The 25,240-nt window shown below is 72.1% G+C and carries 20 protein-coding genes; 10 read left to right on the forward strand and 10 right to left on the reverse strand.

Annotation, left to right across the window (positions count from 1 at the left end):
• Positions 1–98: 98 nt before the first annotated feature.
• Both AVL59_RS19660 and AVL59_RS19665 read left to right on the forward strand, forming a co-directional pair.
• A complete protein-coding gene (locus AVL59_RS19660; RefSeq protein WP_067306127.1) occupies positions 99–1,001 on the forward strand; it encodes a 3-hydroxybutyryl-CoA dehydrogenase in 903 nt (300 codons plus the stop codon).
• A 47-nt stretch (positions 1,002–1,048) separates the two neighbouring features.
• The gene (locus AVL59_RS19665) at positions 1,049–1,660 is read left to right on the forward strand and encodes a TetR/AcrR family transcriptional regulator (protein ID WP_067306128.1); all 612 of its coding nucleotides are present in this window, start codon (positions 1,049–1,051) and stop codon (positions 1,658–1,660) included.
• Positions 1,661–1,738: 78 nt separating this feature from the next.
• Here AVL59_RS19665 and AVL59_RS19670 read toward each other — a convergent pair whose 3' ends face one another.
• Together AVL59_RS19670 and AVL59_RS19675 are read right to left on the reverse strand one after the other, a co-directional pair.
• Complete coding sequence (locus tag AVL59_RS19670; RefSeq protein WP_067306129.1) at positions 1,739–2,623, reverse strand: NAD(P)H-binding protein; 885 nt, start codon at positions 2,621–2,623, stop codon at positions 1,739–1,741.
• Positions 2,624–2,665: 42 nt separating this feature from the next.
• A complete protein-coding gene (locus AVL59_RS19675; RefSeq protein WP_067306132.1) occupies positions 2,666–3,715 on the reverse strand; it encodes a YncE family protein in 1,050 nt (349 codons plus the stop codon).
• Between the two features lie 144 nt (positions 3,716–3,859).
• Here AVL59_RS19675 and AVL59_RS19680 point away from each other — a divergent pair, with 144 nt between their 5' ends.
• Positions 3,860–4,756, forward strand: coding sequence for a LysR family transcriptional regulator (locus AVL59_RS19680; protein WP_067306135.1), 897 nt, complete (start codon positions 3,860–3,862; stop codon positions 4,754–4,756).
• Positions 4,757–4,845: 89 nt separating this feature from the next.
• Here the strand turns inward: AVL59_RS19680 and AVL59_RS19685 are convergent, their stop codons facing one another.
• A complete protein-coding gene (locus AVL59_RS19685; protein WP_067306138.1) occupies positions 4,846–5,856 on the reverse strand; it encodes a zinc-dependent alcohol dehydrogenase family protein in 1,011 nt (336 codons plus the stop codon).
• 162 nt (positions 5,857–6,018) lie between these two features.
• Entirely contained in the window at positions 6,019–6,369 is a 351-nt protein-coding gene (locus tag AVL59_RS19690; protein WP_067306141.1) for an ArsR/SmtB family transcription factor, read from the reverse strand.
• A gap of 194 nt (positions 6,370–6,563) precedes the next feature.
• On the opposite strand from AVL59_RS19690, the gene AVL59_RS19695 reads away from it, so the two are divergent.
• Positions 6,564–7,856, forward strand: a complete 1,293-nt coding sequence (locus tag AVL59_RS19695) for a hypothetical protein (protein WP_067306144.1) — start codon at positions 6,564–6,566, stop codon at positions 7,854–7,856.
• A gap of 103 nt (positions 7,857–7,959) precedes the next feature.
• On the opposite strand, the gene AVL59_RS19700 is transcribed toward AVL59_RS19695, so the two are convergent.
• Entirely contained in the window at positions 7,960–9,372 is a 1,413-nt protein-coding gene (locus tag AVL59_RS19700; protein WP_067306146.1) for an FAD-binding oxidoreductase, read from the reverse strand.
• 68 nt (positions 9,373–9,440) lie between these two features.
• Positions 9,441–12,665 carry an ATP-binding protein gene (locus AVL59_RS19705; RefSeq protein WP_067306149.1) on the reverse strand — a complete coding sequence of 1,075 codons (3,225 nt, stop codon included), beginning with the start codon at positions 12,663–12,665 and terminating at the stop codon, positions 9,441–9,443.
• A gap of 238 nt (positions 12,666–12,903) precedes the next feature.
• Between AVL59_RS19705 and AVL59_RS19710 the strand changes: the two genes are divergently transcribed.
• Positions 12,904–13,461 (forward strand): DoxX family protein, encoded by a 558-nt coding sequence (locus AVL59_RS19710; RefSeq protein WP_067306152.1) that lies wholly within the window; start codon positions 12,904–12,906, stop codon positions 13,459–13,461.
• 112 nt (positions 13,462–13,573) lie between these two features.
• Here the strand turns inward: AVL59_RS19710 and AVL59_RS19715 are convergent, their stop codons facing one another.
• Complete coding sequence (locus AVL59_RS19715) at positions 13,574–15,142, reverse strand: FAD-dependent monooxygenase (protein ID WP_067306159.1); 1,569 nt, start codon at positions 15,140–15,142, stop codon at positions 13,574–13,576.
• A gap of 361 nt (positions 15,143–15,503) precedes the next feature.
• Between AVL59_RS19715 and ligA the strand changes: the two genes are divergently transcribed.
• The gene (gene ligA / locus AVL59_RS19720) at positions 15,504–17,588 is read left to right on the forward strand and encodes an NAD-dependent DNA ligase LigA (protein WP_067317504.1); all 2,085 of its coding nucleotides are present in this window, start codon (positions 15,504–15,506) and stop codon (positions 17,586–17,588) included.
• 28 nt (positions 17,589–17,616) lie between these two features.
• Here the strand turns inward: ligA and AVL59_RS19725 are convergent, their stop codons facing one another.
• The 3 genes from AVL59_RS19725 to AVL59_RS19735 all read right to left on the reverse strand — a co-directional run bounded on the left by AVL59_RS19725 (position 17,617) and on the right by AVL59_RS19735 (position 20,121).
• On the reverse strand, positions 17,617–17,811 hold the full coding sequence (locus AVL59_RS19725; RefSeq protein ID WP_067306161.1) for a hypothetical protein: 195 nt from the start codon (positions 17,809–17,811) through the stop codon (positions 17,617–17,619).
• Between the two features lie 45 nt (positions 17,812–17,856).
• The gene (locus AVL59_RS19730) at positions 17,857–18,930 is read right to left on the reverse strand and encodes a PP2C family protein-serine/threonine phosphatase (RefSeq protein WP_237281558.1); all 1,074 of its coding nucleotides are present in this window, start codon (positions 18,928–18,930) and stop codon (positions 17,857–17,859) included.
• A 612-nt stretch (positions 18,931–19,542) separates the two neighbouring features.
• Positions 19,543–20,121 carry a TetR/AcrR family transcriptional regulator gene (locus AVL59_RS19735; protein ID WP_067306164.1) on the reverse strand — a complete coding sequence of 193 codons (579 nt, stop codon included), beginning with the start codon at positions 20,119–20,121 and terminating at the stop codon, positions 19,543–19,545.
• 271 nt (positions 20,122–20,392) lie between these two features.
• Here AVL59_RS19735 and AVL59_RS19740 point away from each other — a divergent pair, with 271 nt between their 5' ends.
• The 4 genes from AVL59_RS19740 to AVL59_RS19755 are packed head-to-tail and all read left to right on the forward strand — an operon-like array spanning position 20,393 to position 25,236.
• Positions 20,393–20,983: a (2Fe-2S)-binding protein gene (locus tag AVL59_RS19740; protein ID WP_067306167.1), complete on the forward strand. Its 591-nt coding sequence runs from the start codon at positions 20,393–20,395 to the stop codon at positions 20,981–20,983.
• Complete coding sequence (locus tag AVL59_RS19745; RefSeq protein ID WP_067306169.1) at positions 20,980–21,972, forward strand: FAD binding domain-containing protein; 993 nt, start codon at positions 20,980–20,982, stop codon at positions 21,970–21,972. Before AVL59_RS19740 ends, AVL59_RS19745 begins: the two co-directional genes overlap by 4 nt.
• A complete protein-coding gene (locus AVL59_RS19750; protein ID WP_067306171.1) occupies positions 21,969–24,101 on the forward strand; it encodes a xanthine dehydrogenase family protein molybdopterin-binding subunit in 2,133 nt (710 codons plus the stop codon). The genes AVL59_RS19745 and AVL59_RS19750 overlap by 4 nt, the downstream gene beginning before the upstream one ends.
• Positions 24,094–25,236, forward strand: coding sequence for an XdhC family protein (locus AVL59_RS19755; protein WP_067306174.1), 1,143 nt, complete (start codon positions 24,094–24,096; stop codon positions 25,234–25,236). Before AVL59_RS19750 ends, AVL59_RS19755 begins: the two co-directional genes overlap by 8 nt.
• The last annotated feature ends 4 nt before the right edge of the window (positions 25,237–25,240 follow it).

The following is a 25,240-nucleotide window of genomic DNA, read 5'->3' on the forward strand; positions in this document are numbered from 1 at the left end:
GGCCCGCTGGGGCCGGCCCCGGCCGGTCGGGCGGCGGACGGCGTCGCAACGGATCGCCCTGGGGTGGAGTGAGCGCCCCGCAGCGGAGAGGAAGAGGGATGACCGACACAGAGCGGGTGGGAGTGGTCGGCTGCGGCCTGATGGGCGCCGGCATCGCCGAGGTCTGCGCGCGCGCCGGCGTGCCGGTCACGGTCGTGGAACGCGATGCGGAAGCGGCCCGTGCGGGCCTGCTGCGCATCACCCGATCGCTCGACCGGGCCACCGCGCACGGCAGGCTCAGCGGCGAGCTGCGCGAGGCCGCCGCGGCCCGGATCACCGTGGCCGACCAGATCGAGGCGCTGCACGGCCACGACCTGGTGATGGAGGCCGTGGCGGAGGACGAGGGCCTCAAGACCGACGTCTTCACCCGCCTCGACACCGTGATCACCGGTGACCGCACCATCCTCGCGACCAACACCTCCTCCATCCCGGTCATCCGCCTCGCCGCCGCGACCAGCCGCCCCGACCGTGTCGTCGGCGTGCACTTCTTCAACCCGGTACCGGTGCTGCGGCTCGTCGAACTCGTCCCGTCGCTGCTCACCTCGCCCGCCACCGCGGCCCGGGCCGAGAGTTTCGTGACCGGCACCCTGGGCAAGGAGGTCGTCCGCACCCGGGACAAGGCCGGGTTCGTCGTCAACGCGCTGCTCGTGCCGTACCTCCTGGCCGCGATCCGCATGGTGGAGTCGGGCAGCGCGACCGTCGACGACGTCGACCGGGGCATGGTCCTCGGCTGTGCGCATCCGCTCGGTCCGCTCGCCCTGACGGACCTGATCGGCCTGGACACCACGCGGGCCATCGCCGAGTCGCTCTACGCCGAGTTCCGCGAGCCGCAGTACTCACCGCCGCCGCTGCTGTCCCGGATGGTGGAGGCCGGACTGCTCGGGCGGAAGTCGGGGCGGGGCTTCCACGTGTACGACGAACAGCGGCGGGGTGCGGCGGCGGCAGCGGGGAGGCCGCGGTGAGGGAAGATGGTCATCACGTACGACCACCGGACGAGGGGAGCGGCAGCGTGTCCACCAAGGTGCGCACGGCAGACACACGCGAGCGCATCCTGACCGCGGCGTGCGAGGTCATCGCCGAGATCGGCTTCGAGAAGATCCGTATGCGCATGGTCGCCGAGCGGGCAGGCGTGTCGACGGCGCTGCTGCACTACCACTTCGACACGCGCGAGAAGCTGTTCACCGAGGCGATGACCCACTCGTTCGCCAACACCGCGGTCGATCTCGAACGCGACGCGGGGACGGCGCCGGCGGCGGTCATCCTGGCCCGTATCCTGCGCAGTCTGCTGCCGACCGATCCCGAACTGCAGCAGGACTGGCGGCTGTGGCAGGAACTGTGGGCCCGGGCCCTGCGCGACGAGACGACCCGCGCCTTCGCCGTGGACCTTTACGCGCAACTGCACGCCTGGGTAGCCGACGCCGTACGGCGCGGCATCGAGTCCGGTGAGTTCACGCCGACCGACGTGGACGCCCTCAGCACGCTGGTCCTGTCCTTGAGCGACGGCTACGGCATCCGCCTCATGCTGCGCGACCCGACGGTCACCCTGGACTCGGCCCTCACGGCCGTCTGGCGCCAGGTGTCGGCCGCGCTGGGCCTGCCGGACGCACTGCCCACCGAGTGAACCGTCGACCACCGCACCACTGCGCGCCGACGGGTGACGTCGGCGCGCAATGGTCGGCTCGCGGGGGAGTGTTCCGGGTCAGGCCGTCACGGCCGGCTTGAGGACCTCCTCGCACCACTGCCGGAACGTCGTCGCGGTCGTCGACTCCGCGGTGCGCGGCTCGGCGTTGTCGAGGCCCTTGTTCTTCGCCTCGAACATGTCGACCATGCCCTGCGCCATGCCGTCGGTCATCCCGAAGCCGGTCATGCGCTCCTTGAACGCCGCGCCCGTGATCTGCCGGTAGCCGATCTCGGTGCCGAGGACCTCGGAGATGATCCGTGCCATGTCGTTGGGCGACAGGTCCTCGGGCCCGAGGCAGGCGACCTGGCCGGACCCGTCCCACGAGTCGTCGAGGAGCAGCCGCGCGGCGGTGGCGGCGATGTCACGGGTGGCGACTGTCGGTGCCTTGAGGTCCGGGTCGGTCATCATGAAGAACATGCCCTGCTCCTTGAGCGCACGGACATGGTTGAGCAGGTTGTGCATGAACGACGGGCAAGCCACCGCCCGCAGGGCCACTCCCGACGAGGCGATCAGATCGCACATCGCCAGGGACGAGGTCACGGGGCCGGCGTGGTCGGCCTGCGGAGTCCCCCGACCGAGCGCGGTGACGGCCACGACGCGCCTGACGCCGTGCCGGGCGAACGCCGTGGCCGCGGGGCGGGTGAAGTCGACGTACGCGACTTCGGTGCTCGGCGCGGAGCCGTCGTCGGGCGCGAGCCAGAAGACGGCCTCGGCACCCTCGCACGCCCGGTCGATGACGGTGGCGTCGCCGTGCGAGCCCACGACCACCTCGGTCCGTGCGCGGACCTCGGGTGCGAGCCGTGACGCGTCGCGGACGACGAGGCGCAGTCGCTCCCCGCGATCGAGCAGGTCGTCGACGAGCAGGCGGCCGATGGTGCCGGTGGGTGCGGTGATGACGATCATGTGTCTGTTTCCTCTTCTGGGAGTGCCCGCGAGCGCCGGATGTCAGACCGCGCGCGGGACGTAGGCCAGGCCGTGGGCGCCGGACTCACCCAGCTCGGCGATGTCCAGCCGCGCCAGGCGCCGCGGCCTCTCCAGGTCGACGATGTCGACGGTGGACGAGGCGTAGCAGGCCACATAGGCGATCCGGCCGTCGGGAGACGAGGTGATGGTCAGCGGGGCGAGGCCCACCTCAAGGCCGCCCAGTCGCTCGTGGGTGTCGGCCGAGAACACCGTCAGACGCCCCGGTGCCATGCCCGCGGACCGGCCCTCCGGGTCGCGGTGCACGCGCACCTCCCCCGCGAGCAGCCGGCCCGACGAGGTCAGGTGCACGGGCATGACGGAGTCCCGCGTGGGCAGGGTGTCGATCACGGACGCCGTCCCGAGGTCGACGACCCTGATTCCGGCGGCCGGTGGTTCGTCGGAGGTGAAGGAGCCTCCGTAGGGCGTGGCGACGTAGGCGCGCGTGCCGTCGGCGGAGACGGCGATCCCCTCGCTGCCCGGAACGTCGATCTTCGCGGTGAGGGTGTCCCGTTCGAGGTCGAGGACGGAGACGAACGGTGCCTCCTTGTTGGCGACGCAGCCGGTCAGTCCGGCGCCGTCGACGGCGACCCAGTGCGCGCCTGGTGCGTCCGTGTCGATCCGCCCCATGGGCCGGCGGGTCCGGGTGTCGATCACCACGACGCCGCCGGGCCGGTCCGCCGCTCCCTCCACGGTGACGTAGAGGCGGCCGCGCACGGCGTCCAGCGCGAGCCCGTGCGGGGCGTGTTCCGGGGCGAGGTCGACGATCTCGACGACGCGGCGTGCGTCGGGGTCGATGACGGTCAGTTCGGTGCGCCGGCCACTGTTGTCGTGGTAGTAGCCCGAGTGATACGTCATCGTGCACCACAGCAGTCGCTGTGCCGGGTCGAAGCACAACTCGTGCGGCTCGGCGAGGGTTTCCACCGAGCCGAGGTACCGGTCGCGGGCGGCGTCGAAGAACGAGACCGACGGCCCGCTCTGGCCGACCACGGCCAGGACGTCGCCTTCTCGGGCGGCGCGGGAGAACTGATTCATGGCGGTTCCTAGAACGCGGTAAGTGGGGTGCCAGGCGTTTTCGCCGGCACACCCACTCTCCGCACGGGAGGATCCCGCAACCATGCAAAGATCGGCACACAATAATTGACTCAGACGTAAAAACGCAGTTCAGGAGCGCTGTCCATGGATCTCAACCTGCTGCGAGTGCTGGACGCCCTGCTCCAGGAGAACAGCGTGACCCGTGCCGCGGAGCGGCTCGGCACGTCACCCGCGGCAGTGAGCCGTACGCTGGCCCGGCTCCGCCGCGCGGTGGGTGACCCTCTGCTGGTCCGCGCGGGTCAGGGGCTGGTCCCGACGCCGCGGGCCCTGGAACTCAGGGAGGAGGTCGGCGTGTTGCTGCGCGGCTGCGACAACGTCCTGCGGCCCGGGGACGGTTTCGAGGCCGTGCACCTCCAGCGCACCTTCACCGTGCAGGCCACCGATCTGCTTCTCGTCGGGCTGGCCGGGCCGTTGACGGACCGGATCCACGCGGAGGCCCGGCACGTGGACGTGGTCTTCCTGCCGGAGGCGTTGGAGGGCGGCCCCGCGCTGCGGCAGGGCCTGGTCGACGTCGAACTGGGTGTTCTCGGAGAGCTAGACCCGGAGATCCAGACCCGGCAGCTCGCCCGGAAGACGCTGGTCGGGGTCGCCCGCAGCGGTCATCCGCTCTTCAACGGCCGGATCACCGCCCGCCGTTTCGCCGCCGCCGACCACATCGGCGTCTCCCGGCACGGCAAGCGCCTCGGGCCCATCGACGCCGCGCTCACCGAACTCGGGCTGCGGCGCCGGATCGCGGCCGTCGTCCCCAGTCACACGAGCGCGATGATCCTCGCCCGTGACAGCGACCTGGTGGCACTCACCCTGGCCGACTGGCTCCCCGGCACCGTCGCCGCTCTGGGCCTGCGCACCTTCCCCATCCCCGTCGACCTGGCACCCCTCGACTTCGGAATGGCCTGGCACCCCCGCAACTCGGCCGATCCGGGGCACCGTTGGTTCCGTGACCATTTGGCGGACGCGGTACTGGCCCCGTCGACGTCGTAGGGGCGAGGAGGGGACGGCGGGCCCTCGCCGGGCGTCGGCCCACGGCCGGCGGACGCCGAGGGCGATCCGGCCGGAGCCTGCTCCTCACCTCACGACGACACCCCGTCCTCGTGCGTGACCGTGACGACGATCTTGCCCACCTGGCCGTTGGCCTCCATGTAGCGGTGGGCCTCGGCGATGTCCGCGAGGTCGAAGGTGCGGTCGACGACGGGGGTGAAGGAGCCGGAGGCGAGGCCGGCGTTGACGAACGCGACCGCGCGGCGCAGGCGCTCGGGATTCGTGGTGATCTCGAACAGCGTGTAGGTGCTGGTGGTCAGCGCCGGGAAGGAACCGGCGTTGGGCAGGGGGGTGGGACGCGGGTCGAGAGCGCCGTAGACGACCAGGCTGCCGCCGGGGGCGATGGCCTGGGCGATGGTCTCGACGCCGGGACCGGCGATCGGGTCGAAGGCCAGGCGGACGCCCTCGCCGCCGGTGATCTCCTTGACGCGGGCGGGGAGGTCCTCGTCGTCGGTGACGACGACATGGGCCGCACCGGCGTCCAGGAGGGCCTGCTTCTTGCCGGCGGCGCGCGTGGTCGCGATCGGGACCGCGCCGACGTGACGGGCGATCTGGATGGCGGCCAGGCCGACGCTGCTGGAGGCCGCGGTGATCAGTACGTGGTCACCCGGACGGACCCGGCCGCCCTCGGCGAAGGGCCCGTATGCGGTGATGTAGGCCATCCACACGGCCGCGGCCCGGACGGGGTCGACCTCCGCGGGGCGGGGCACGACGGCAGAGGCCGGGACGATGACGTGGTCGCCGTAGGTGCCGTACTCGCTCTGCAGGAACGCCGGCACGACGGCGACCGGGTCGCCCTCGGCGAAGCCGGTCACGTCCTCGCCCACCGCGTCGACCGTACCGGCGGCCTCGTAGCCGAGCGTGGAGGGGAAGTCCGGCTGGTAGAAGTAACCGCCCTCCCGGTACATGATCTCGGCCCGGTTCAGGCCGATCGCGTCGACGCGGATCCGCACCTCTCCCGCGCCCGGAGCGCCCACCTCGACGTCGCGGAGGGTCAGAACCTCGGGGCCGCCGAGCCGGTCGAACTGTACGAGCTTTGCCATGGTGCATCCGTCCTCGGAGCAGGGATCAGGGAAGGACACCGCATCGACTCGGTGCCGACATTCACCCTGCCCCAAGGTTCGATGACTGTCAAACTTTGAGGGCTGTCGAAATAGATGCCCGTCGGTGCGGTCCCGACGGCGCACGGGGTCTGCCCGGTGGTCTCAGGCGGTGCCCGCCTCCGCCTCCGCGGCCGAAGCGGCCATCACGGCCGCGAGCAGACCGGGAAAGCGCTCTTCCATCTCCTGCGTGCGCAGCGTGTTCATCTTCGTCGTGCCCACGTAGTACTGCCGGATCACGCCGGCCTCGCGCAGCACGTTGAAGTGGTGGGTCAGCGTCGAAAGGGACACCGGCGCGTCGAACCTGCCGCAGCTCATGTCCTCGTCGGCCCGCGTCAGCTGGGTCACCACCGTGCGCCGCACGGGATCCACCAGGGCCTCGAGGACCTGCTGCAGCGAGACCTCCGAAAGATCCGGGTGCTCCACTGTCCGGGCGGCGGTGCGCGGGCGGGCCATGGTGACTCCTTGGGGCGACGTCGATGCGATCAGGCCATGGTACGACCGCCATCGAAACGGTCTGGCCTTCAAGATCACTCGCCGCCGCCGCCGCCGACGGCTGCTGCCGCCGTACTGGGCCGCCTCCTCGTCCGCCCGCGTTGTCAGTGCCGCGCCGTAGGCTGCCAGGGCATGGTCGGTTCCTGGTGGTGACGATGGGGGTAGTGGTGCACAGGCCGGTCGAGGGCGAAGTCCATGTTCACTACGGTCAGATCTATGTCGAGAGCGATCCGGACAGCTTCGGCCCGGATCTCGCCGAGGCGTTCGCCGGGCAGAGCGGCGGACTGTGCGGGGCGGCCGTTCCCGGCGCCCTGTGGCTGACGACCGGACTGCACACGGGGTACGTCGGCTTCACCGCCGAGGTGCACGACCAGGCCCCGCCGCCGGAGGCGGGGTGGGAGGACGTCGTGGAGGTGTCCTTCCGCCCCGCTTCCGCCGACAGCGCACTCGTGCAGTGGGCGGGCGAGGACTCCTGGGACCTGGACCTGGAGGAGACCGACTACCGAGTGCGCTACAGCGCCAAGGGCATGGACGAGGCGAACCGGCAGGACACCCGGCTGGACGAAGATCCCCAACTGGACTGCTACCTGCTGCAGTTCTGGCCCGCGCCGCCCGCCCCGGACCGCGTCGTCAAGGAGACCTCCGCGATCGCCGCCTACTGGCACGACTACGCCCGCCGACAGCCACCTCCTCCGACACCCGCCGAACGCGCTGAGGCCGAACGCCTCGCCCGCCTCGCGCAGGAGCGGGCGGAACAAGAACGCCAACTGGCCTACGAGCGCTGGGAGTGGGGCGGCCGGCTGCCGAGCCAGGCCCTGCGTTCCGTCGACGGCAACGTGCGTGGCCTGCTCGACTTCGACCCCGATCTCGTCCACGCCATCGATGCCGCCGGATCCGGCGTCCAGCGCGCGGTGGCTCTGCTCGCGGCCCGACGCGCGTGCGACGCGGCCGGCCTCGCCGATCTCGACTGGATCGCCGAAGGCCTCACAGCCCTGGCCGAAGGGCGCCCGATGCCCGCGCCGTTCGACGACCCGGAGCGCGTGTGGCACGCTCTGGACTCCGATCCGCGCGTCCCGGACAGAACCGTCCGCCGCGCCGTCCCGCCCGACCGGCCTCCCTTCGAGCCGCCCGCAAGTGACGACGCCGGCATGCTGCTGCCGCAGGTCGTGCTGCCGGTGGTTGCCACGGCGCAGCCGCCGGGCGAGCCCGAAGCAGAGCCGCCGCGGCCCACCGGGGAGCGGTACATCCTGGTGGCCACGGTCGGCCGGCCGGACCCGTCCCTGCGCATGTCCCAGCCGCACATGGCCCTCCCGGCGCTGCTCGGCGCCGCCGAGGCCGATCCGCTCCAGGCGGCACTCGATGCCGTCTACGCGGGGGTGGCCGCCTATGGCGAGGACTACCGGACCTTGCTCCAGGAGGTCTGGTCCCTGTGCGAGGGACGCCGGTAGACACCGACGCGGGCAGGATCCTCGAACGACCGGAAGCCCGTGCCGGACGGCCGTCTCGCCCTTCGGCGACGCAGCCCGCACGGCCCTGTTCCGTACGAGTCGCTCACGCCGCGGCCGAGGGACGGATGTTCTGGTTGAGTCGGAAGAAGTTCGTGGGGTCGTAGGTGTCCTTCACCCTCACCAGCCGTTCGTGAACGGCACCGGGGTAGGAGGCGCGCACCTTGTCCTGGGCGGCGTCGCCGGTGAAGTTGACGTACGTGGCCCCGTGGCCGTGGTGCGCGATCTCCTCGCGGGCGGCGCGGGCCCAGGCGACATGCGCGTCGAAGTTCGTCGCTTCGGGGGATCGTGCGACCACGTTGCACAGCATGCCGGGATCGCGCTGGCTGAAAGCCGTGGCCTCGGCGGGCACGCGGGCGAAGGCGCCGCCCAGCTGGTGCAGATGCAGTTCGCTGGAGGGCGTGGGCGTCGTCAGGTGCTGTCGCAGCACGGCGTCGAGAGCGGCGTCGGTCGGCTCGATGAACGCCGACGTGAAGTAGTTGTGGGCGCCGGCCGTCCACAGCGGGTCGAGCATGGACTGCATGCCCGTGTACGGCATGGGGCCCAGGAGGTCGGCGATGGGCGTGCCCAGCGTCCGCAGCGGTCCGACGGCCGCCTCTCCGGCCGCGGGATCGCCGGCGTACATGCCGAGCAGCACCACGACGCGGGTGCCGTGCACCTCCTGGGGCAGGAACGGCAGGGGAGGGGCCGTCGTCAGGTTCACCACCGTCGTCAGGTCGTCGGGCATGCCTTCGGTCAGTTCGCGCCAGCCCGTGATCACCTGACGGGCCTGCTCCCGGGGATAGACGATCAGGCCGGCCAGGACCTGCGGCCCGACCGGGTGCAGTCGGTACTCGAGCGAGGTCACGACACCGAAGTTGCCGCCACCGCCACGCAAGGCCCAGAACAGCTCCGAATGTTCTTGCCGGTCCGCGCGCACCACGCGGCCGTCCGCCGTGACGACCTCGGCAGCCGTCAGGTTGTCGGAGGCCAGCCCGTGGCGGCGCAGCAGCCAGCCCACGCCGCCGCCCAGCGTGAAGCCGGAGACACCGGTCGTGGAGACCAGGCCGCCGGTCACGGCGAGGCCGAAAGCCTGGGTCTCGTGGTCCAGGTCGCCCCAGGTCAGACCGGCCTGCGCGACCACACGGCGCCCCTCGGGATCGACGATGGCGCCCTTCATCGGCGACAGGTCGATGACGATGCCGTCATCACAGGTCGAGAACCCGGCGATGCTGTGGGCACCGCCGCGCACGGCGACGAGCAGGTCCTGGCTGCGGGCGAACTCGACGGCGCGGATCACATCCGCCGTTCCGGCGCAGCGCACGATCAGGGCCGGATGCCGGTCGTGGGCCCCGTTCCAGACCGCGCGCGCCTGGTCGTAGCCGGCGTCGTCAGGGCGTACGACCCTGCCGCGCAGGCCTGCCTCCAGCTCGGCGATGGTGGCGTCCCCCAGGACGCCCTTTGCCGTGTCGATCGACATGGTCGGCTCCTCGGTATGAGTGCTTGCGCTGATGTCCACGACCGTAGGCAGTGCCTCTTAGCACTCACTCAGCAGCCGCTTTGGGCGGTGGGTGCCGGTCGCGGCGTGCGCCGCAGGAGGGCCTGGCCGCGAGTGCAGCCGAGGTGGGCGAAGAGCTCGGTGGCCCGGGCGGCTCTCGCTTCGGCGGCCTCGTGCTCACCCTCCTGCCACAGCAGCCGCGCGAGCATCAGGGCGACCCATCCGCCCGCGGAGGCCGACCCGGCGACCTGCTCCAGTCGCTGCGCTCGCGTCAGCAGGGCGCGGGCACGCGCTGTGTCACCCGCGGCCCGGGCGACGAGCCCGAGGTGGAGCAGGCTGTTGGTGATACCGGGGATGTCGTCGGTCTCCTCGAAGCCCGCGAGCACACCGGCGATGGTGGCCCGTGCGCCCGTGACGTCCCCCTCGGCCAGCCGGAGCAGGCCGAGGCACCCCAGGGTGATGCCTTCCTCCCGGCGGTCGCCGACCCGGCGCCTGATCGCGAGCGCCGCGTCGAGGTACTTCCGTGCCGCTTCGTGGTCGCCCCGGCTCCGGTGGACGTTGCCGAGGGCGTTCAGGGCCAGGGACTCCCCGTGCGGGTCGGCGAGCACGCGGAAGCAGTCGACACCGCGCTCGGCCGCCACGACGGCGGCGCCGGTGTCGCCCACCAGGCGGGTCGCCCACGCGAGATTCGCCAGCGCGTAGCCGCGTGCTCGGGAGGGGCCGACCGTGCGCCCGGCCAGCACCGTCTCCTCGAAGCACAGCGAAACCCGGCCCTCCCCGTCGTCCTCGACCGTGTAACCCGGCGTCATGACCGGGAAGAACGGCAGGCTGTCGGCTTCGACGTCGTCCAGCAGCCGCAGAGTCTCCTCGCACGCCTCGCGGGCCATCGAGCCCTCCCCGCGGCAGACGGCCCAGACGCCGTCGAGATGCGCGGCGGCGGCCAGGACCGAGGAGGCGCTCGCCTCCCGGGCGAGGGCGCGGGCCCGGTCGAGGGCGGTACGGGCACGGCCCCACGCACCGCGCATCCAGAGCAGGATCGCCTGCTGACAGTGGGCGGACGCCAGCGCCGACGGGATTTGTCGCCGCTGCTGGATCCCGACGATCTGCTCGGCGATGTCCTCCAGGGGAGAGCCGTCGCCGAGGCGGATGGCCAGCACGGCCCGCCCCATCAACGCGCTGGCCCGCCGCGGGGTGGGCTCCGGTGCGGCGGCCAGGGCGTCCTCCAGCCAGCGCCGGCCCTCGGCGAGGCGCCCACGCTCGGGCCAGAACGAGCGCAGGGCGACGGCCAGGCGCAGCGCACTGTCGGGGTCGTCGCGCAGCAACGAGCGCAGGGCGGCCCGGAGATTGCCGTAGTCGGCCTCCAGCTCCAGCGACGTGGCCCCGCAGACCCCGGTGGGCCGCTCACGGTCCCGCGCCTCGGCGAGTGCCAGGTAGAAACTCCGGTGCCGGGCCTCGATGGCCGCCCGTTCCCCGGCGTCCCGCAGGCGCTCCGCGGCATACTGCCGGATCGTCTCCAGCAGCCGGTAGCGAACCTCGTCCTGCCGGGGCTCCACCCACACCAGGGACTTCTCGGCCAGCCGGCCGAGGAGGTCCAGCACCGAGGTGTCCTGCGGTCCGTCCGCGCACACCTCCTCGGTGGCCGCGAGGGAGAACCCGCCCGCGAAGACCGCGAGCCGACGGAACAGACGCCGTTCCTCGTCGTCGAGCAGCCGATGGCTCCACTCCAAGGTGGCCAGCAGCGTCTCCTGGCGGGTCGCCCCGCGCCGGCTGCCCCGGCCGAGCAGGGCCAGGGCGTCGTCGAGCCGTTCGGCGATCTGACGCGGGGCCAGCACCTGCACCCGGGCCGCCGCGAGCTCCAGGGCCAGGGGCATGCCGTCGAGCCGGAAACAGATCTGCGCGACGGCCTCCGCGTTGCCCCGGGTCAGCCGGAATCCCGGCGCCGCTTCGGCTGCCCGCTCCACGAACAGCCGGACGGAGGCGAAGCGGCTCAGTTCCTCCACGGACGGCAGCCGGCGCGGATCCGGCAGCCCCAGAGAGGGCACCCTGAAAGTGCGTTCCCCGTAGCTGCGCAACGGCTCCCGACTGGTGGCGAGGACGAAGACGTCCGGGCATCGGGCCATGACCTGCGAGACCAGGACGGCACACGCATCGATCAGATGTTCGCAGTTGTCCAGCAACAGCAGCGTCTTCCGGCCGCCGAGCTGCGCGATCAACGCTTCCCGGCCGCCTCCGGTCTGCGGGAGCTGCAGTCCCAGGGCCGCGGCGACCGCCTCGGGCACGAGGTGCGGTTCCGCCAGCCCGGCGAGGTCCACGAACCAGGTCCCGTCCCGGAAGTCGTCGCGCCGGCGGGCCGCGACGGCGAGCGCGAGCCGGGTTTTGCCGCAGCCGCCGGCCCCGGTGAGGGTCAGCAGCCTGCCGCGCCCGAGCAGCTGCTCCACCTCGGCCGTCTCACGCTCCCGGCCGATGAGGGCGGTCGCCGGTGCCGGCAGGTTGTGCCGTGGGTTCCCGGGCCGCTGCTCCGGCTGCTCGACCGAGTCGGCGAGCAGCTCGCGGTAGAGACGGCGAGTCTGCGGGTCGGGATCGGCGCCGGTGTCCTCGCGCAGCGCATCCCGCAGCCGCTCGTAGACGGCCAGTGCCTCCCGGCGCCTCCCGGCATCGGCCAGGACCCGCATCAGCGCCCGGTGGCCGGGCTCGTGCAGAGCGTCCTCGGTGATCAGGGTGCGCAGTACGTCGACGGCCTCGGCCGTGTGGTGATCGTGCTCCAGAGCCTCGGCCAGCCCCAGCCGAAGTGCCGTGCGCCGCGTCTCGAGCGCCTCGGCGGCCTCGCTCACCCAGGGCTCGTACCGGTCCTCGGGCAGCAGCCCGGGAGCGGCCAGCGCGAGCGCGGCCCGGTATTCGGCGGTGCCGCCGGCGTCCGACGCCTGCCGGGCCGCCTCGTCGAACGCGTCGAGATCGATCCGTACCCCGCCGTCGGGGCCGAGCAGCACCAGATCGTCGCGGAGCACGACGACGTCGTCCGGCGCGCCTGCGGAGGCCAGCGCCCGCCGTACGGCGTGCAGCACCTGGTGCAGGTTGTTCGCCGCGGCCGTCCGGTCGAGGTCCGGCCACAAAAGGTCGTAGAGCCGCTCCCGGTGCAACCGGTGACCGGACGACAGGCACAGCAGTTTCAGCAGACTCCGGGCCTTGCGCAGCCGCCACGCCCCGGCGGCGACCGGGCGGTCCTCGACCGCCACGGCGAAACCGCCGAGGAGCCGGATGCGCACCTCATCGGCCATGGCTGCCCTCACGAGCAGGCTACCGCCGGCTGCCCGCCGGGGCCCGGGCTGGACAGGACGCCCGGAGGAGCCGCGGGAGGGCAGGGCCCGGATGCGTGATCACGGTCGTCGGGGAAGGATCGGCAGGGGCGGACCACGCACCGCGACCCAGCGCGGCGCGCCCGCCGACCGGTGCCTCGGCGTCTACCGTCCGAGCTGGGGGCAATGCCCTTTCCGGCCTCCTTACCGGAGCATCGACATGCATACGAATCGCATCCCGCGCCGTTCTTCGAGTTCCGCGGAATCACGCGCGCCCGGCGCCGCGGCGGTGAGGTCGCCCGCCGCCGACTGGGGGCTCTTGCTCATCCGGTTGACCTTCGGGCTGTTCATGGCCGGGCACGGCGCTCAGAAGCTGTTCGGGATCTTCGGCGGAGACGGCCTGACGGCGACCGGCCGGGCCTTCGCCGGCCTCGGTTACCGTCCGGGAAAGCTCTTCGCCGTGATAGGCGGCCTGTCGGAATTCCTCGGCGGCCTCGGCCTGGCTCTCGGACTGCTCACCCCACTGGCGGCCGCCGCTCTGATCGGCGTGATGATCAACGCCATGGCGACCGTCACCGGCGCCCACGGCCTGTGGGACGTGGACGGCGGCGTGGAGTACAACGTCTGCATCGCCGTGGTCGCCCTGGCCGTCGCGGCCATCGGCCCGGGCCGCTTCGCCGTCGACCGGTTCCTCCCCTGGGGCACGGGCGGCTGGCGCGAGGCCGCGGTCGCCCTCGGGCTGGGCGGTGTCGGCGCTGCGCTGTCGCTCATTCTTTGAGCAGGTGCCCTTCCTGCGAACCGGCTTCCGGCGCGGCGTACGAAAAGTCCTACACCGCGCATGCGGTGACCGGGAGGTACCCGATCCGCCGGTCGAAGGCGTCGCCCTGCTGTCAGGGCAGCGCCGGACAGGTCACCGCGCTGAGAGCGTCGTGGAGGGCGGCCTCGCTCGGCGGGTGCTCGGGCCACCGCGCGCCGATGTGGCCGTCGGGACGGATGAGCAGGGCTCCGCGCGGGCCGAGTCCGCAGAGGCCGGTGTGCTCGGCGGGCAGGGGCTCGACGCGCAGCGGCCACGGCGTGGGGGTGCGTGGTGCCCAGCGGGTGGGGTCCGGGGTGAGCAGGGTGAACCATTCGCCGAAGGCGTCGAGCGTGGAGCGGGTCCGGGCGAGCCAGAGATGCGGCATCCGATGGCCCGGCTCGGCGGTGGGGAAGTAGTCCGTGCCTCGCTCGGACGGCTCGGGTGGGGCGGTGTCGTCGGCCAGGACGGCGCCGGAGCGATAGGTGACCCCCAGGACGAAGCCGAGTTGCGCGAAGTACCGCTCCGACCAGGGTAGTTCGATCTGATCCGATGCTGCCTGACCGCTCTGGAGCTGGTCCCGGCGTCGCTTCTGCACTTGGAACAGAAGGTGGGCGTTGGCCACCGCCTGGCGGAGAGTCTCGTGGGCGACGGGTTGGCGTTCCGTTTCGTAGGTCTCCACCAGGCGCGGCTCGGCCCACCCCCGCAGAACACCCGCCAGTTTCCAGCACAGGTTGTGCACATCGGAGAGACCGGCGTTCATGCCCAGGCCGCCGATGATCGGGACCGCGTGCGCGGCGTCACCGGCCAGCAGGATACGGCCGTGCCGGAAGCGTTCGGCGACGAACGCGTTCATCACCCAGTGCTGCACCCGCACCACCTCGGCCCGCGCCTCGGCTCCCGGGCCGAGGGCGCGCGCGACGAGAGCGGGCCAGTCGGCGCCCGCGGCGTCGTCGGGTGTGGGGCCGAACCAGGCCCAGCCCCCTTCGGGGTAGAGGGGCGCGAACGATCCGTGCGCCGTGAAGTAGACCCCGGCGGGCTGACGGGCGCACCAGCGGTTGAGGTCGGCGTGGAAGACGACGGTGGTGAAGTCGCCCATCGCGCCGGGGCCGGTGGTGTCGATGCCGAGCAGTTGCCGGACGGCGGAGTTCGCGCCGTCGGCGGCGAGTACATAGCGGGCACGGACGCGCGTCCGGCCACCGTGTTCGTGGTCGACGAGCGAGGCGACGACGCCGTCGTCTTCCTCGGCCAGGCCGACGAGCTCGGCCCCGAACCGTGTCTGCGCGTCCGCTGCGGCGAGCAGCGTGGGTTCCAGCCGGTCCTGTGAGGTGACCACGCCGATCACGGGGCTCTCGGGGACCGGCGCGTTCACCCCGACCATCGCAGCTGTGGCGAAGTCCTGGTCGTGCAGGGTGTCGCGGAAGCGAATGCGGCCGTATTCGGGGGCGAACGCCCTGGCCGCGATCCGGGCGGCCAGCCCGAGCTGGCGATAGATCTCCATCGAGCGCACATTGACCAGCCGGGACCGTGGAAACGGTGACAGCTCGCGGTGCTTCTCGACCAGCAGGACCCGTACGCCCCAGCGTTCCAGAAGCGCCCGGGCGGTGAGCCCGACCGGTCCGCCACCGACGATCAGCACGTCCGCCTCGGCCTCTGCTCCGGGCATGTCGCACTCCTCCCGCTGAACTCTGATCCGACAGGGCACTCGTCGGCTGTCGGCCCACCTGTCACGCCGTGGCGGCGAAGCCACGGTGACCGGGAAGCCGGCACCGACGACGACGAAGGCCGTCTCGGCGTGATCGGTACCGCCGTGAGGTCACGGAACCGCACCCGGTGCCGGGCCGCAACGTCCGCCCGCCGGAATACACCTGAACGCAGTGCCGTCCGGCGCGAGCCGTGCGGGCCGCCGTCTCACTGCCGCACCGGGCGGCCCGGTGCGCTCAGTGCGGTGGGTTTCGCCCGGACCCTACGCAGGTGACCAGTGCGGCCGGGGCCCATTGTCAGTGGTGGGCGGCAAGATGCAGGACATGACGACTTCTGCAGCAGTGATCGTGGATGCCGCCGCCTATGCGCAGGCGGTCGATGACGCGGTGGGCGCGGCGGCCGCCTACTACGCAGGTGGCACCTCGCCGCTGGACGACGACGCCTACGACCGGCTGGTCCGGGGGATCGCCGCGTGGGAGGCGGCGCACCCGGATCAGGTGCTGCCCGAGTCCCCCACCGGGAAGGTCGCCGGTGGCGCGGTCGAGGGCGATGTGCCGCACACCGTCCCCATGCTCAGCCTCGACAACGTGTTCTCCGCGGAGGAATTCACTGCCTGGACGGCGTCTTTGGCCCGCCGCATCGGGCATGATGTCCAACGGCTCGGCGTGGGGCCGAAGCTGGACGGGCTGGCGATCGCCGCCCGCTACACCCGTGGACGGCTGACCCGGCTGATCACCCGCGGGGACGGAACGGCCGGAGAGGACGTCTCGCACGCGATCGGCACCATAGAGGGGCTGCCCGAGACACTGGCCGAGCCGGTCACCGTGGAGGTACGCGGCGAAGTACTCATGACGACCGCCCAGTTCGAGCACGCCAACGAGGTGCGCACGGCTCACGGCGGCCAGCCGTTCGCCAACCCGCGCAACGCGGCCGCCGGCACGCTGCGGGCCAAGGAGCGCGCCTACACGGTCCCGATGACGTTCTTCGGCTACGGCCTGCTGCCCGTCCCCGACACCGACCCGGCCCTTGCCGAACGGCTGACCACATCCGCCCACAGCGACCTGATGAACATGGCCGCTGCCTTCGGAGTGCACACCAGCGCCCAGACCGCCGTCCAGGACGTGGTCGCCCACAACCCCGAGCAGGTCCTGGCCCGGGTGAAGGAGATCGCCGCCTCGCGTGCCGAACTGCCGTTCGGTATCGACGGCATCGTCATCAAGGCCGACCTCGCCGAGGACCAGCAGGCAGCCGGATCCGGCTCCCGCGCACCACGGTGGGCGATCGCCTACAAGCTGCCGGCCGTCGAGAAGATCACCCGGCTGCTGGAGGTGGAGTGGAACGTCGGCCGCACCGGCATCATCGCCCCGCGCGCCGTCCTCGAACCAGTCGTGATCGACGGCTCCACCATCACCTACGCCACCCTGCACAACCCGGCCGACATCACCCGCCGCGCCCTGCTCCTGGGCGATCACGTCATGGTCCACCGCGCCGGAGACGTCATTCCCCGCATCGAGGCCCCGGTCACCCACCTGCGCACGGGCGACGAACAGACCATCGCCTTCCCCGAACAGTGCCCGCGCTGCGGGTCCGACATCGACACGAGCGAAGAACGCTGGCGGTGCGCGCAGGGCCGCAACTGCCATCTGGTCGCCTCCCTCGCCTACGCGGCGGGCCGCGACCAGCTCGACGTCGAGGGCCTGGGCACCACCCGCATCGTCCAGCTCGTCGACGCGGGCCTGGTCACCGATCTCGCCGACCTGTTCACCCTGAAACGCGAGCAGCTGCTCGGCCTCGAACGGATGGGCGAGACCAGTACCGACAACCTCCTCACCGCGATCGCGAAGGCCAAGGAGCAGCCGCTGGCGCGGGTGCTGTGCGCGCTCGGCGTCCGCGGTACGGGCCGCTCCATGTCACGGCGTATCGCGCGCCACTTCGCCACCATGGACAACATCCGCGCCGCCGATGCCGAAGCGATGCAGCAGGTCGAGGGCATCGGAACCGAGAAAGCCCCCTCCATCGTCGCGGAACTCGCCGAACTCGCCCCGCTCATCGACAAACTCGCCGCCGTCGGAGTCAACATGACCGAGCCCGGCGCCACCCCTCCCTCGGCCGACGCCACCGGCCCGGACGGCACGGCCGCGGCTTCGCCACAGGCGGGTCCGCTGGCGGGGATGACCGTGGTGGTCACGGGTGCGATGACAGGCGCACTGGAGAAGCTCTCCCGTAACGAGATGAACGAACTCATCGAACGAGCCGGGGGACGCTCCTCCTCCAGCGTCTCCAAGAAGACCGCCCTGGTCGTCGCGGGCGAGGGAGCGGGTTCCAAGCGTGCCAAGGCCGAGCAACTCGGCATCCGCCTCGCCACCCCCGACGACTTCGCCGGCCTGGTCGCCGACCTCCTCGCCTGAGGCAGCGGGAGCCGGGTCACATGCTCTTTCAAATGGAGGCCGCCTCGGGCTGACGGCGTGAGCGGGTCGCGCGGCGGGTCGTGAAGATGATGAACGCCCACTGGTTCTGGACTTCGGCACGGGACATCAGGCTCGCCGACTGTGCGCGGGACGGCGTACGACCGACGCCGGCGGCGAGGGCGGGGCCCTTGCCCGGGACTCCGGCTTCAGGCAGCTCGAACACGGTCCGGTGCCTGGAACCCGCGCAGGTCAGAGCCTCATCTCAGGATCAGAGGATCGGGCGCCGCCGGGCGAGGAGGGCAGCGACGTCGTCGTCGAGCTCGCCGCCGCTGTAGGCGATCAGGTCGCGGTGGAGATGCTCGAGGAGCTGGTGAGACGCCTCGCCGCTCCAAGAGCGGATGCGTTCGGTGAGGGGGTAGAAGGCGCCGGAGCGGTCGCGGGTCTCGGTGACCCCGTCGGTGTACAGCAGGAGCTGGTCTCCGGAATGGAAGGGGGCGAGGTCGACGTGGTACCCGTCGCTCACCAGGTTGCCGAGGTTGAGCGGCGGCGAGGGAGCGGCGGGCTGCAGCTCCCGGACCTCGCCGCGGTGCAGCAGCAGCGGGGGCGGGTGGCCGCAGGTGACAGTCCGGACGACCGGCTCGTCGTCCGGGATCTCGGCGAGGAGCGCGGTGATGAAACGTTCGGCGATCTCCGAGCCCGGGACCTCCGGGTACTGGGAGGCGCTGCGGCTCATGCTCGTCTCCAGGCGGCACGCGAGGTGGGGCAGGTCGGGTGCGTCGTGGGCGGCCTCGCGGAAGGCGCTGAGCAGCGTCGCGGCCGTCTGCATCGCGAGCAGGCCCTTGCCGCGTACGTCACCGATGAGCAGCCGTACGCCGTGCGGGGTGCGTATCGCCTCGTACAGATCGCCGCCGATCCGGGCCTCCGCCGCGGCGGCCAGGTACAGGCTGTCGAGCGTGACGTGCCCGAGGTGTCGAGGTACCGGATGCAGCACCGCCAGCTGGGCGCTCTCGGCCACGGAGCGGACCTGAACCAGCTCATTGGCGCGTCGGCGCAGCAGGCGGTTGAAGAAGACGGCGAATGCGGCGATCGCCACGAGGGTGGCCAGCTCGGAATAGGCGGTCGCATCCCGCAGCGCGTCGAAGTCCACCATAAGGCCGACAAAGATGGCGCACGCGCCCACTCCGATCAGCACGGTCCCCCACAGGGGCAGTAGCGCGGAGCCGGAGACCATGGCCGTGGCGAGGAAGGCATCCGGCCTGACATCGCGCGGTGTGAAGAGGCCGATGAGCAGGCCGATGAGCAGCAGCAGAGCAGGCAGGACGGACAGCAACCTGCCCCGCACACCAGCGCTGTGCGGGGCTCCGCGTTCTCCAGGAGACCTCGCCACCGTGCCGCTCCCCAAGGTTGAGCGGCAGCCCAGGTCCGAAAGCCAGGCCACCGATTTGAGTAATTTTATCGCTGTTCGCCCGTGGCCTCGGCGCATCCGGTGAGCGGTGGTGACGCACAGGCGTCACCGGATCCCGTACCGCTCGGCGACAGGATTGATGGTCACCGTCAGCCCACCACGAGCAGAGGCCGACGGCACCCGCGCATTTTCGTGACCTACGAGAAGTACCCACGAGGAGTCGCGTCCAGCGAGCGCCTCGGAGACCGCCCCGGCAAGCTCCTCGACGACTGCGTCACCGACCACGACCTGAGCCGGCCGGACGAGGAGAAGTCCGCGTATCCGGGCTGGACACGCGGAAGCCGAGCTTCGCTTCCCCCTCCGCGCAAGCGGCGAAGCCGCCGGACCAGGGCTTCGGCCGACTCGTCGGGCATCCTGTCGCTGAGAAGAGGGGGGACTTGAACTCGGCTCCGGCTCGCCGGTCAGCCTTCGGGGACGTCATGCACCACTTGCAGGTCGATCTGGCTCCGGTTCACCGCCTCGCCCGGTCCGTCGTCGGTGGCGCGGCGCTCACCGGCCGGTCGCCCCCGCCCGCAGACCGTCCATGACGAGGTCGAGGAGCCGGGTGGCGCGGGGCTGCCAGTCGTCGTGCGGGTCGAGCTGCCAGAGGCCCGCGATGGCGAGGAGGAAGTCGTCCGCGGTGACTCCGGGGCGGATGGTGCCGGCTTCCTCGTTGGCGCGGAGCAGGATTTCCGCCGCCGAGGTCACCGGCGTGTGGGCCGGTTTCGCCGGGCTGCCCGGTGTGCTGGTGGCCTGTCGTATCGCGTCGGCCAGGCCGGCCTTGGTCATGGCGAACTCGGCGAGCCGGTCCATCCAGGCACGCAGGGCCTGTTCGGGCGCCAGGGTCGCGACCAGATGGGCCGCGCTGTCGGCGACCTGCTGCATCTCGTGGCGGTAGATCTCCAGGACGAGCGCCTCGCGGTTGGGGAAGTTGCGGTAGAAGGTGCCCTGCCCGACGCCGGCCTTCTTGGCGATCACGCTCAGCGGGGCGTCCGCGCAGCGCGTCAGCTCGGCGACCGCCACGTCCAGGATGCGCTCGCGGTTGCGCTGCGCGTCCGAGCGCAGGGGTGCGTCCTTCTTCTGCTGCACTCTTCCTCCTCGCGGGTTCGTGGCCGAACCCCGCCCTTGCTAACCGGACAGCTGTCCGTTACGTTTTCCAGGTAGCGGACAGCTGTCCGGTTACGTTCACGATAGCCGTGGCCGTGACCCTGTGGCAGTCGTCGGCTGTCATCTTCGGCCCCAGCATCCCGCACCTTCGGCGCGCGCATGCGCATCGGCCCGGACGACGCACTCAGCGCGGTGTCCGGCGGCCGGGCTGCCGGGGCCCCCTTCTGCTCTGGAAACGCGAAAGAAGCTGCTCATGCCCTCATCGACGTCCAGTGTCATCACCTTGAAGATCAACGGCGAGAAGTACGCACTGCCCGTCGACCACCGCACCACCCTGCTCGACGCACTGCGTGAGCGCCTCGATCTGACCGGCCCCAAGAAGGGCTGTGACCAGGGCCAATGCGGAGCCTGCACCGTCCTGCTGGACGGGCGCCGGGCCGTCGCCTGTCTGCAACTGGCCGTGGCGGCCGAGGGCCGCGAGATCACCACCGTCGAAGGCCTGGCCGACGGCGAGCGGTTGCACCCCGTGCAGCAGGCCTTCCTCGACCTGGATGGTTTCCAGTGCGGTTACTGCACCCCGGGACAGATCTGTTCGGCGATCGGCGTGATCGAGGAGCACGCGGCCGGCTGGCCGAGCGCCGTCACCGAGGACCTGCGGCCCGAAGCGGGACCCCCACCCCTGAGCGCCGACGAGATCCGCGAGCGGATGAGCGGCAACCTGTGCCGCTGCGGCGCGTACGTCTCGATCGTCGAGGCGGTGGCCCGGGCGGCCGAGGCCGGGACGCTCACGGCTCCCGCGGCGCGTATCAGCCCGGTGGCAGGCCCGAAGGAGGCTGTGGCATGAGGGAGTTCGGCTATCAGCGGGCCTCCGACGTCGCCGGCGCCGTCGCGCTGCTCGGCGCCGATCCGGACACCCGCTTCCTCGGCGGCGGCACCAACCTCGTCGACCTCATGAAGAGCGGCGTCGAACGTCCCGCCCGGCTCATCGACATCCGTGAACTCCCGCTCGACGAGATCGAATCCACGCCGGAGGGCGGCCTGCGCATCGGCGCGACCGTCACCAACGGCGACCTGGCCGCCCACCCCGAAGTCCGGCGCCGCTACCCGGTGCTGGCGCAGGCGGTGCTGGCCGGCGCGTCCGGGCAGCTGCGCAATATGGCCACGGTCGGCGGGAACCTGCTCCAGCGCACCCGCTGCGGCTACTTCACCGATGTCACCAAACCCTGCAACAAGCGAGTCCCCGGCAGCGGTTGCCCGGCCGTCGAGGGCGAGCACCACAACCATGCGATCCTGGGCGCGTCCGGCCACTGCGTGGCCGTACACCCTTCGGACATGGCCGTCGCCCTCACCGCCTTCGACGCCGTCGTCCACTACGAAACCGCGGACGGACCGGGGAAGTTGCCGTTTCGCGAGTTCTACCTGCCCGTCGCCGACACCCCGCACCGTGAGACCGCCCTGCCCCCGGGCGCGCTGATCACGGGCGTCGCACTGCCGCCCACCCCGGTCGCCGCCCGTTCCCGCTACCGCAAGGTGCGCGAGCGAGCCTCGTACGCGTTCGCCATCGGCTCGGTCGCCGCCGCGCTCGACATCCGTGACGGCGTCGTCCGTGAAGCGCGCCTTGCCCTCGGTGCAGTCGCTTCCCGTCCCTGGCGGGCCGTGGCGGCCGAGCGTGTCCTGACCGGTGCGCCGTCCGGCCCCGAGACCTACGCCGCCGCGGCGGACGCCGAGCTGACGGGCGCGCGGCCGCTGCCGCACAACGGATACAAGGTGACCCTGATGCGCAACCTCATGGTGGCCGTGCTGACCGAACTCGCCGAGGAGGCCGCCCGATGACCACCCTCACCACCGGGACACCCACGCCGACACCCTCCGTCGGCATCGCCCACACCCGCGTGGAAGGCAGGGACAAGGTCACCGGAGCGGCCCGCTACGCGGGCGAGATCCCCTTCGCCGACCTGGCGCACGGCTGGCTGGTGCTGTCCACGGTCGCCCGTGGCCGCATCCGCTCCATCGAGACCGCCACCGTCCTCGCCATGCCCGGCGTCCTCGGCGTTCTGGACCACCGCAACGCGCTGCGCCTGGAGACCGATTACGCCGGCCTGATGGGATCGAAGCCGGACCCGACCTGCGCCGTCTTCCAGCACGACCGGGTGCCGCACCTGGGCTGGCCGGTGGCGCTGGTCGTCGCCGAGACCTCCGAGCAGGCCAGGGAGGCCGCCGAGGCGCTCGTGGTGCACTACGAACAGGAGCCCCACGACGTCGACTTCACCGGCGAGCGCCCGGACGCCTACCCGCTGGACAGCCATGTGCCGGCGGTGACGGAGAAGGGCGACCTCGACGCCGAACTGGCCGCCTCGGCCGTCGTCGTGGACGCCGAGTACACCACCCCCGAAGAGCACCACAGCCCGATGGAACCCCATGCGGCGACCGCCCGCTGGGACGGCGGCCGGCTCGACGTGGTCGACTCCAACCAGGGCGCCACCTGGGTCGTCGGTGAGCTCGCGAGCCTCTTCTCGCTCGACCCGGGCTCGGTGCGCGTGCGCTCCGAACATGTCGGCGGCGGCTTCGGCAGCAAGGGCGTCCGTGCCCACCAGGTGGCCGCCGTGATGGCCGCGACCGTCCTGCGGCGCCCCGTACGGGTCGTCCTGACCCGCCGTCAGATGTTCTCGCTGGCCGGCTACCGCAGCCCCACCGCCCAGCGTGTCAGGCTCGGTGCCGACGCCGACGGACGACTGCGCGCACTGGAGCACCGCTCGCTCAGCCTCACCTCCACCGTGCACGAGTTCATCGAACCGAGCGCAGGGGTGGCGCGGGTGATGTACGACGCCGACGCCCACCACACCGCCAACCGGGTCGTACGACTCGACGTACCGACCCCGACCTGGATGCGTGCCCCGGGCGAGGCGCCGGGGTCGTTCGCGCTGGAGGCGGCACTGGACGAACTCGCGGAGAAGTGCGGCATCGACCCGATCGAGCTGCGCCTGCGCAACGAACCCGACAAGGGGCCGGTCTCCGGCCTGCCGTTCTCGGGCCGCCATCTGCCGGCGTGCTTGCGGGAGGGTGCCCGCAGGTTCGGCTGGGCTGACCGGGACCCGCGTCCCGGCGTACGCAAGGACGGCCGCCGGCTGCTCGGCACCGGCATGGCGGCCGCTTCCTTCCACGCGGGCGCCATGCCGTCCACGGCGACCGTGACCGCCCACGCGAACGGCACCTTCACCGTCCGGATCGCCGCGGCCGACATCGGCACCGGAGCCCGTACGGCCCTCACCCTGGTTGCCGCGGACGCCCTCGGCGTCCTCCCGGAGCGCGTCCGTGTGCGCATCGGCGACAGCGACTTCGGACCGGCGATGATCGCCGGAGGGTCCATGGGCACCCGCTCCTGGTCCTGGGCGGTCACCGCCGCGGCCGGCGAACTGCGCGACAGGCTGGCCCTGAGCGGCGACATCCCCCCGGAGGGCATCACCGTACGGTCGGACACCACCGAGGCCATCGGCGCCCTCGCCCCCGCCGAACGCCACTCCTTCGGGGCGCAGTTCGCCGAGGTGGCCGTGGACGTCGACACCGGCGAGGTGCGCGTGCGGCGCATGCTCGGCATCTTCGCGGCGGGCCGCATCGTCAACCCGCTGACCGCACGCGGCCAGTTCGTGGGCGGCATGATCTGGGGCATCTCCATGGCCCTGCACGAGGAGGCCGTCCGGGACCGTGCCTTCGGCGGCCATGTCGGCGCCGACCTCGCGGGCTACCACGTGGCCACGCACGCGGACGTGCCGCACATCGAGGCCGAATGGATCGACGACCCGGACCCGGGGGACCCGGTCGGGATCAAGGGCATCGGCGAGGTCGGCATCGTGGGTGCGGCCGCCGCCGTCGCCAACGCGGTCTGGCACGCGACCGGCGTACGCCACCGCAGCCTGCCGATCCGGCCGGACCGCGTCATCCAGGCCGGGGCACCCCGTGCTTGACATCGCCGAGGAGCTTTTGACCTGGGCCGAGGAGGGCCGGGACTTCGCCGTCGCCACCGTGCTCGCGGTGGGCGGCAGCGCGCCGCGCGGCCCCGGCGCCGCCCTCGCCGTCGACAGCGCGGGCACGGTCATCGGCTCGGTGTCCGGCGGTTGTGTGGAGGGCGCGGTCTACGACCTGTGCCGGGAGGCGCTCCAGACGGGCGAGAGCGTCACGGAACACTTCGGCTACAGCGACGAGGACGCCTTCGCCGTGGGACTGACCTGCGGCGGGACGATCGATGTGCTGATCACGCCGCTGGGCGGGCACGCGCCCGCCCGGACCGTCCCGGCGTCGGCCCTGTCGGCCGCGGGCCGGGGCGAACCGGTCGCCCTGGCCCGGGTCGCCCGCGGGCCGGCGGAACTGCTCGGCCGGGCCCTGCTGGTGCGAGACGACGGCACCTACGAGGGCGCTCTCGGCTCGCACCCGGAGCTGGACCGGACGGCGGCCGCCGAGGCCCGGGCGCTGCTGGAGGCGGGGCGGACCGGCACCGTGGACATCGCCGAGGACGGCTCGCACTGCCCCGGCGGCCTCACCCTGCTGGTCGAGTCGAACGTGCCGCCCCCGCGCATGATCGTCTTCGGCGCGGTGGACTTCGCGTCGGCGCTGGCGCGGGCCGGCAAGTTCCTCGGCTACCACGTGACCGTCTGCGACGCCCGCCCCGTCTTCGCCACACCTGCCCGCTTCCCCGACGCCGACGAGGTGGTCGTCGACTGGCCGCACCGCTACCTGCGCCGCACCGGGACCGACGCCCGCACGGTCCTGTGCGTGCTCACCCACGACGCGAAGTTCGACATACCGCTGCTGAAGGCGGCCCTCGGGATGCCGGTGTCGTTCGTCGGTGCGATGGGCTCGCGCCGCACCCACGAGGAACGCCATCGGCGGCTGCGGGAGGAAGGCGTGACCGAGCGCGAGTTGGCCCGGCTGCGGTCCCCGATCGGCCTTGACCTCGGCGCCCGCACCCCGGAGGAGACCGCCCTGTCGATCGTGGCGGAGATCGTCGCCGCCAGGCGCGGCGGGACGGGCGTTCCCCTGACCGGCACGAACACACCGATCCACCGTGACCGGGACCGACACGGCGGTGCGACGGCCGCCTGAGCGG

The sequence above is a fragment of the Streptomyces griseochromogenes genome, from assembly GCF_001542625.1.
GTDB classification, from domain to species: Bacteria; Actinomycetota; Actinomycetes; order Streptomycetales; family Streptomycetaceae; genus Streptomyces; species Streptomyces griseochromogenes.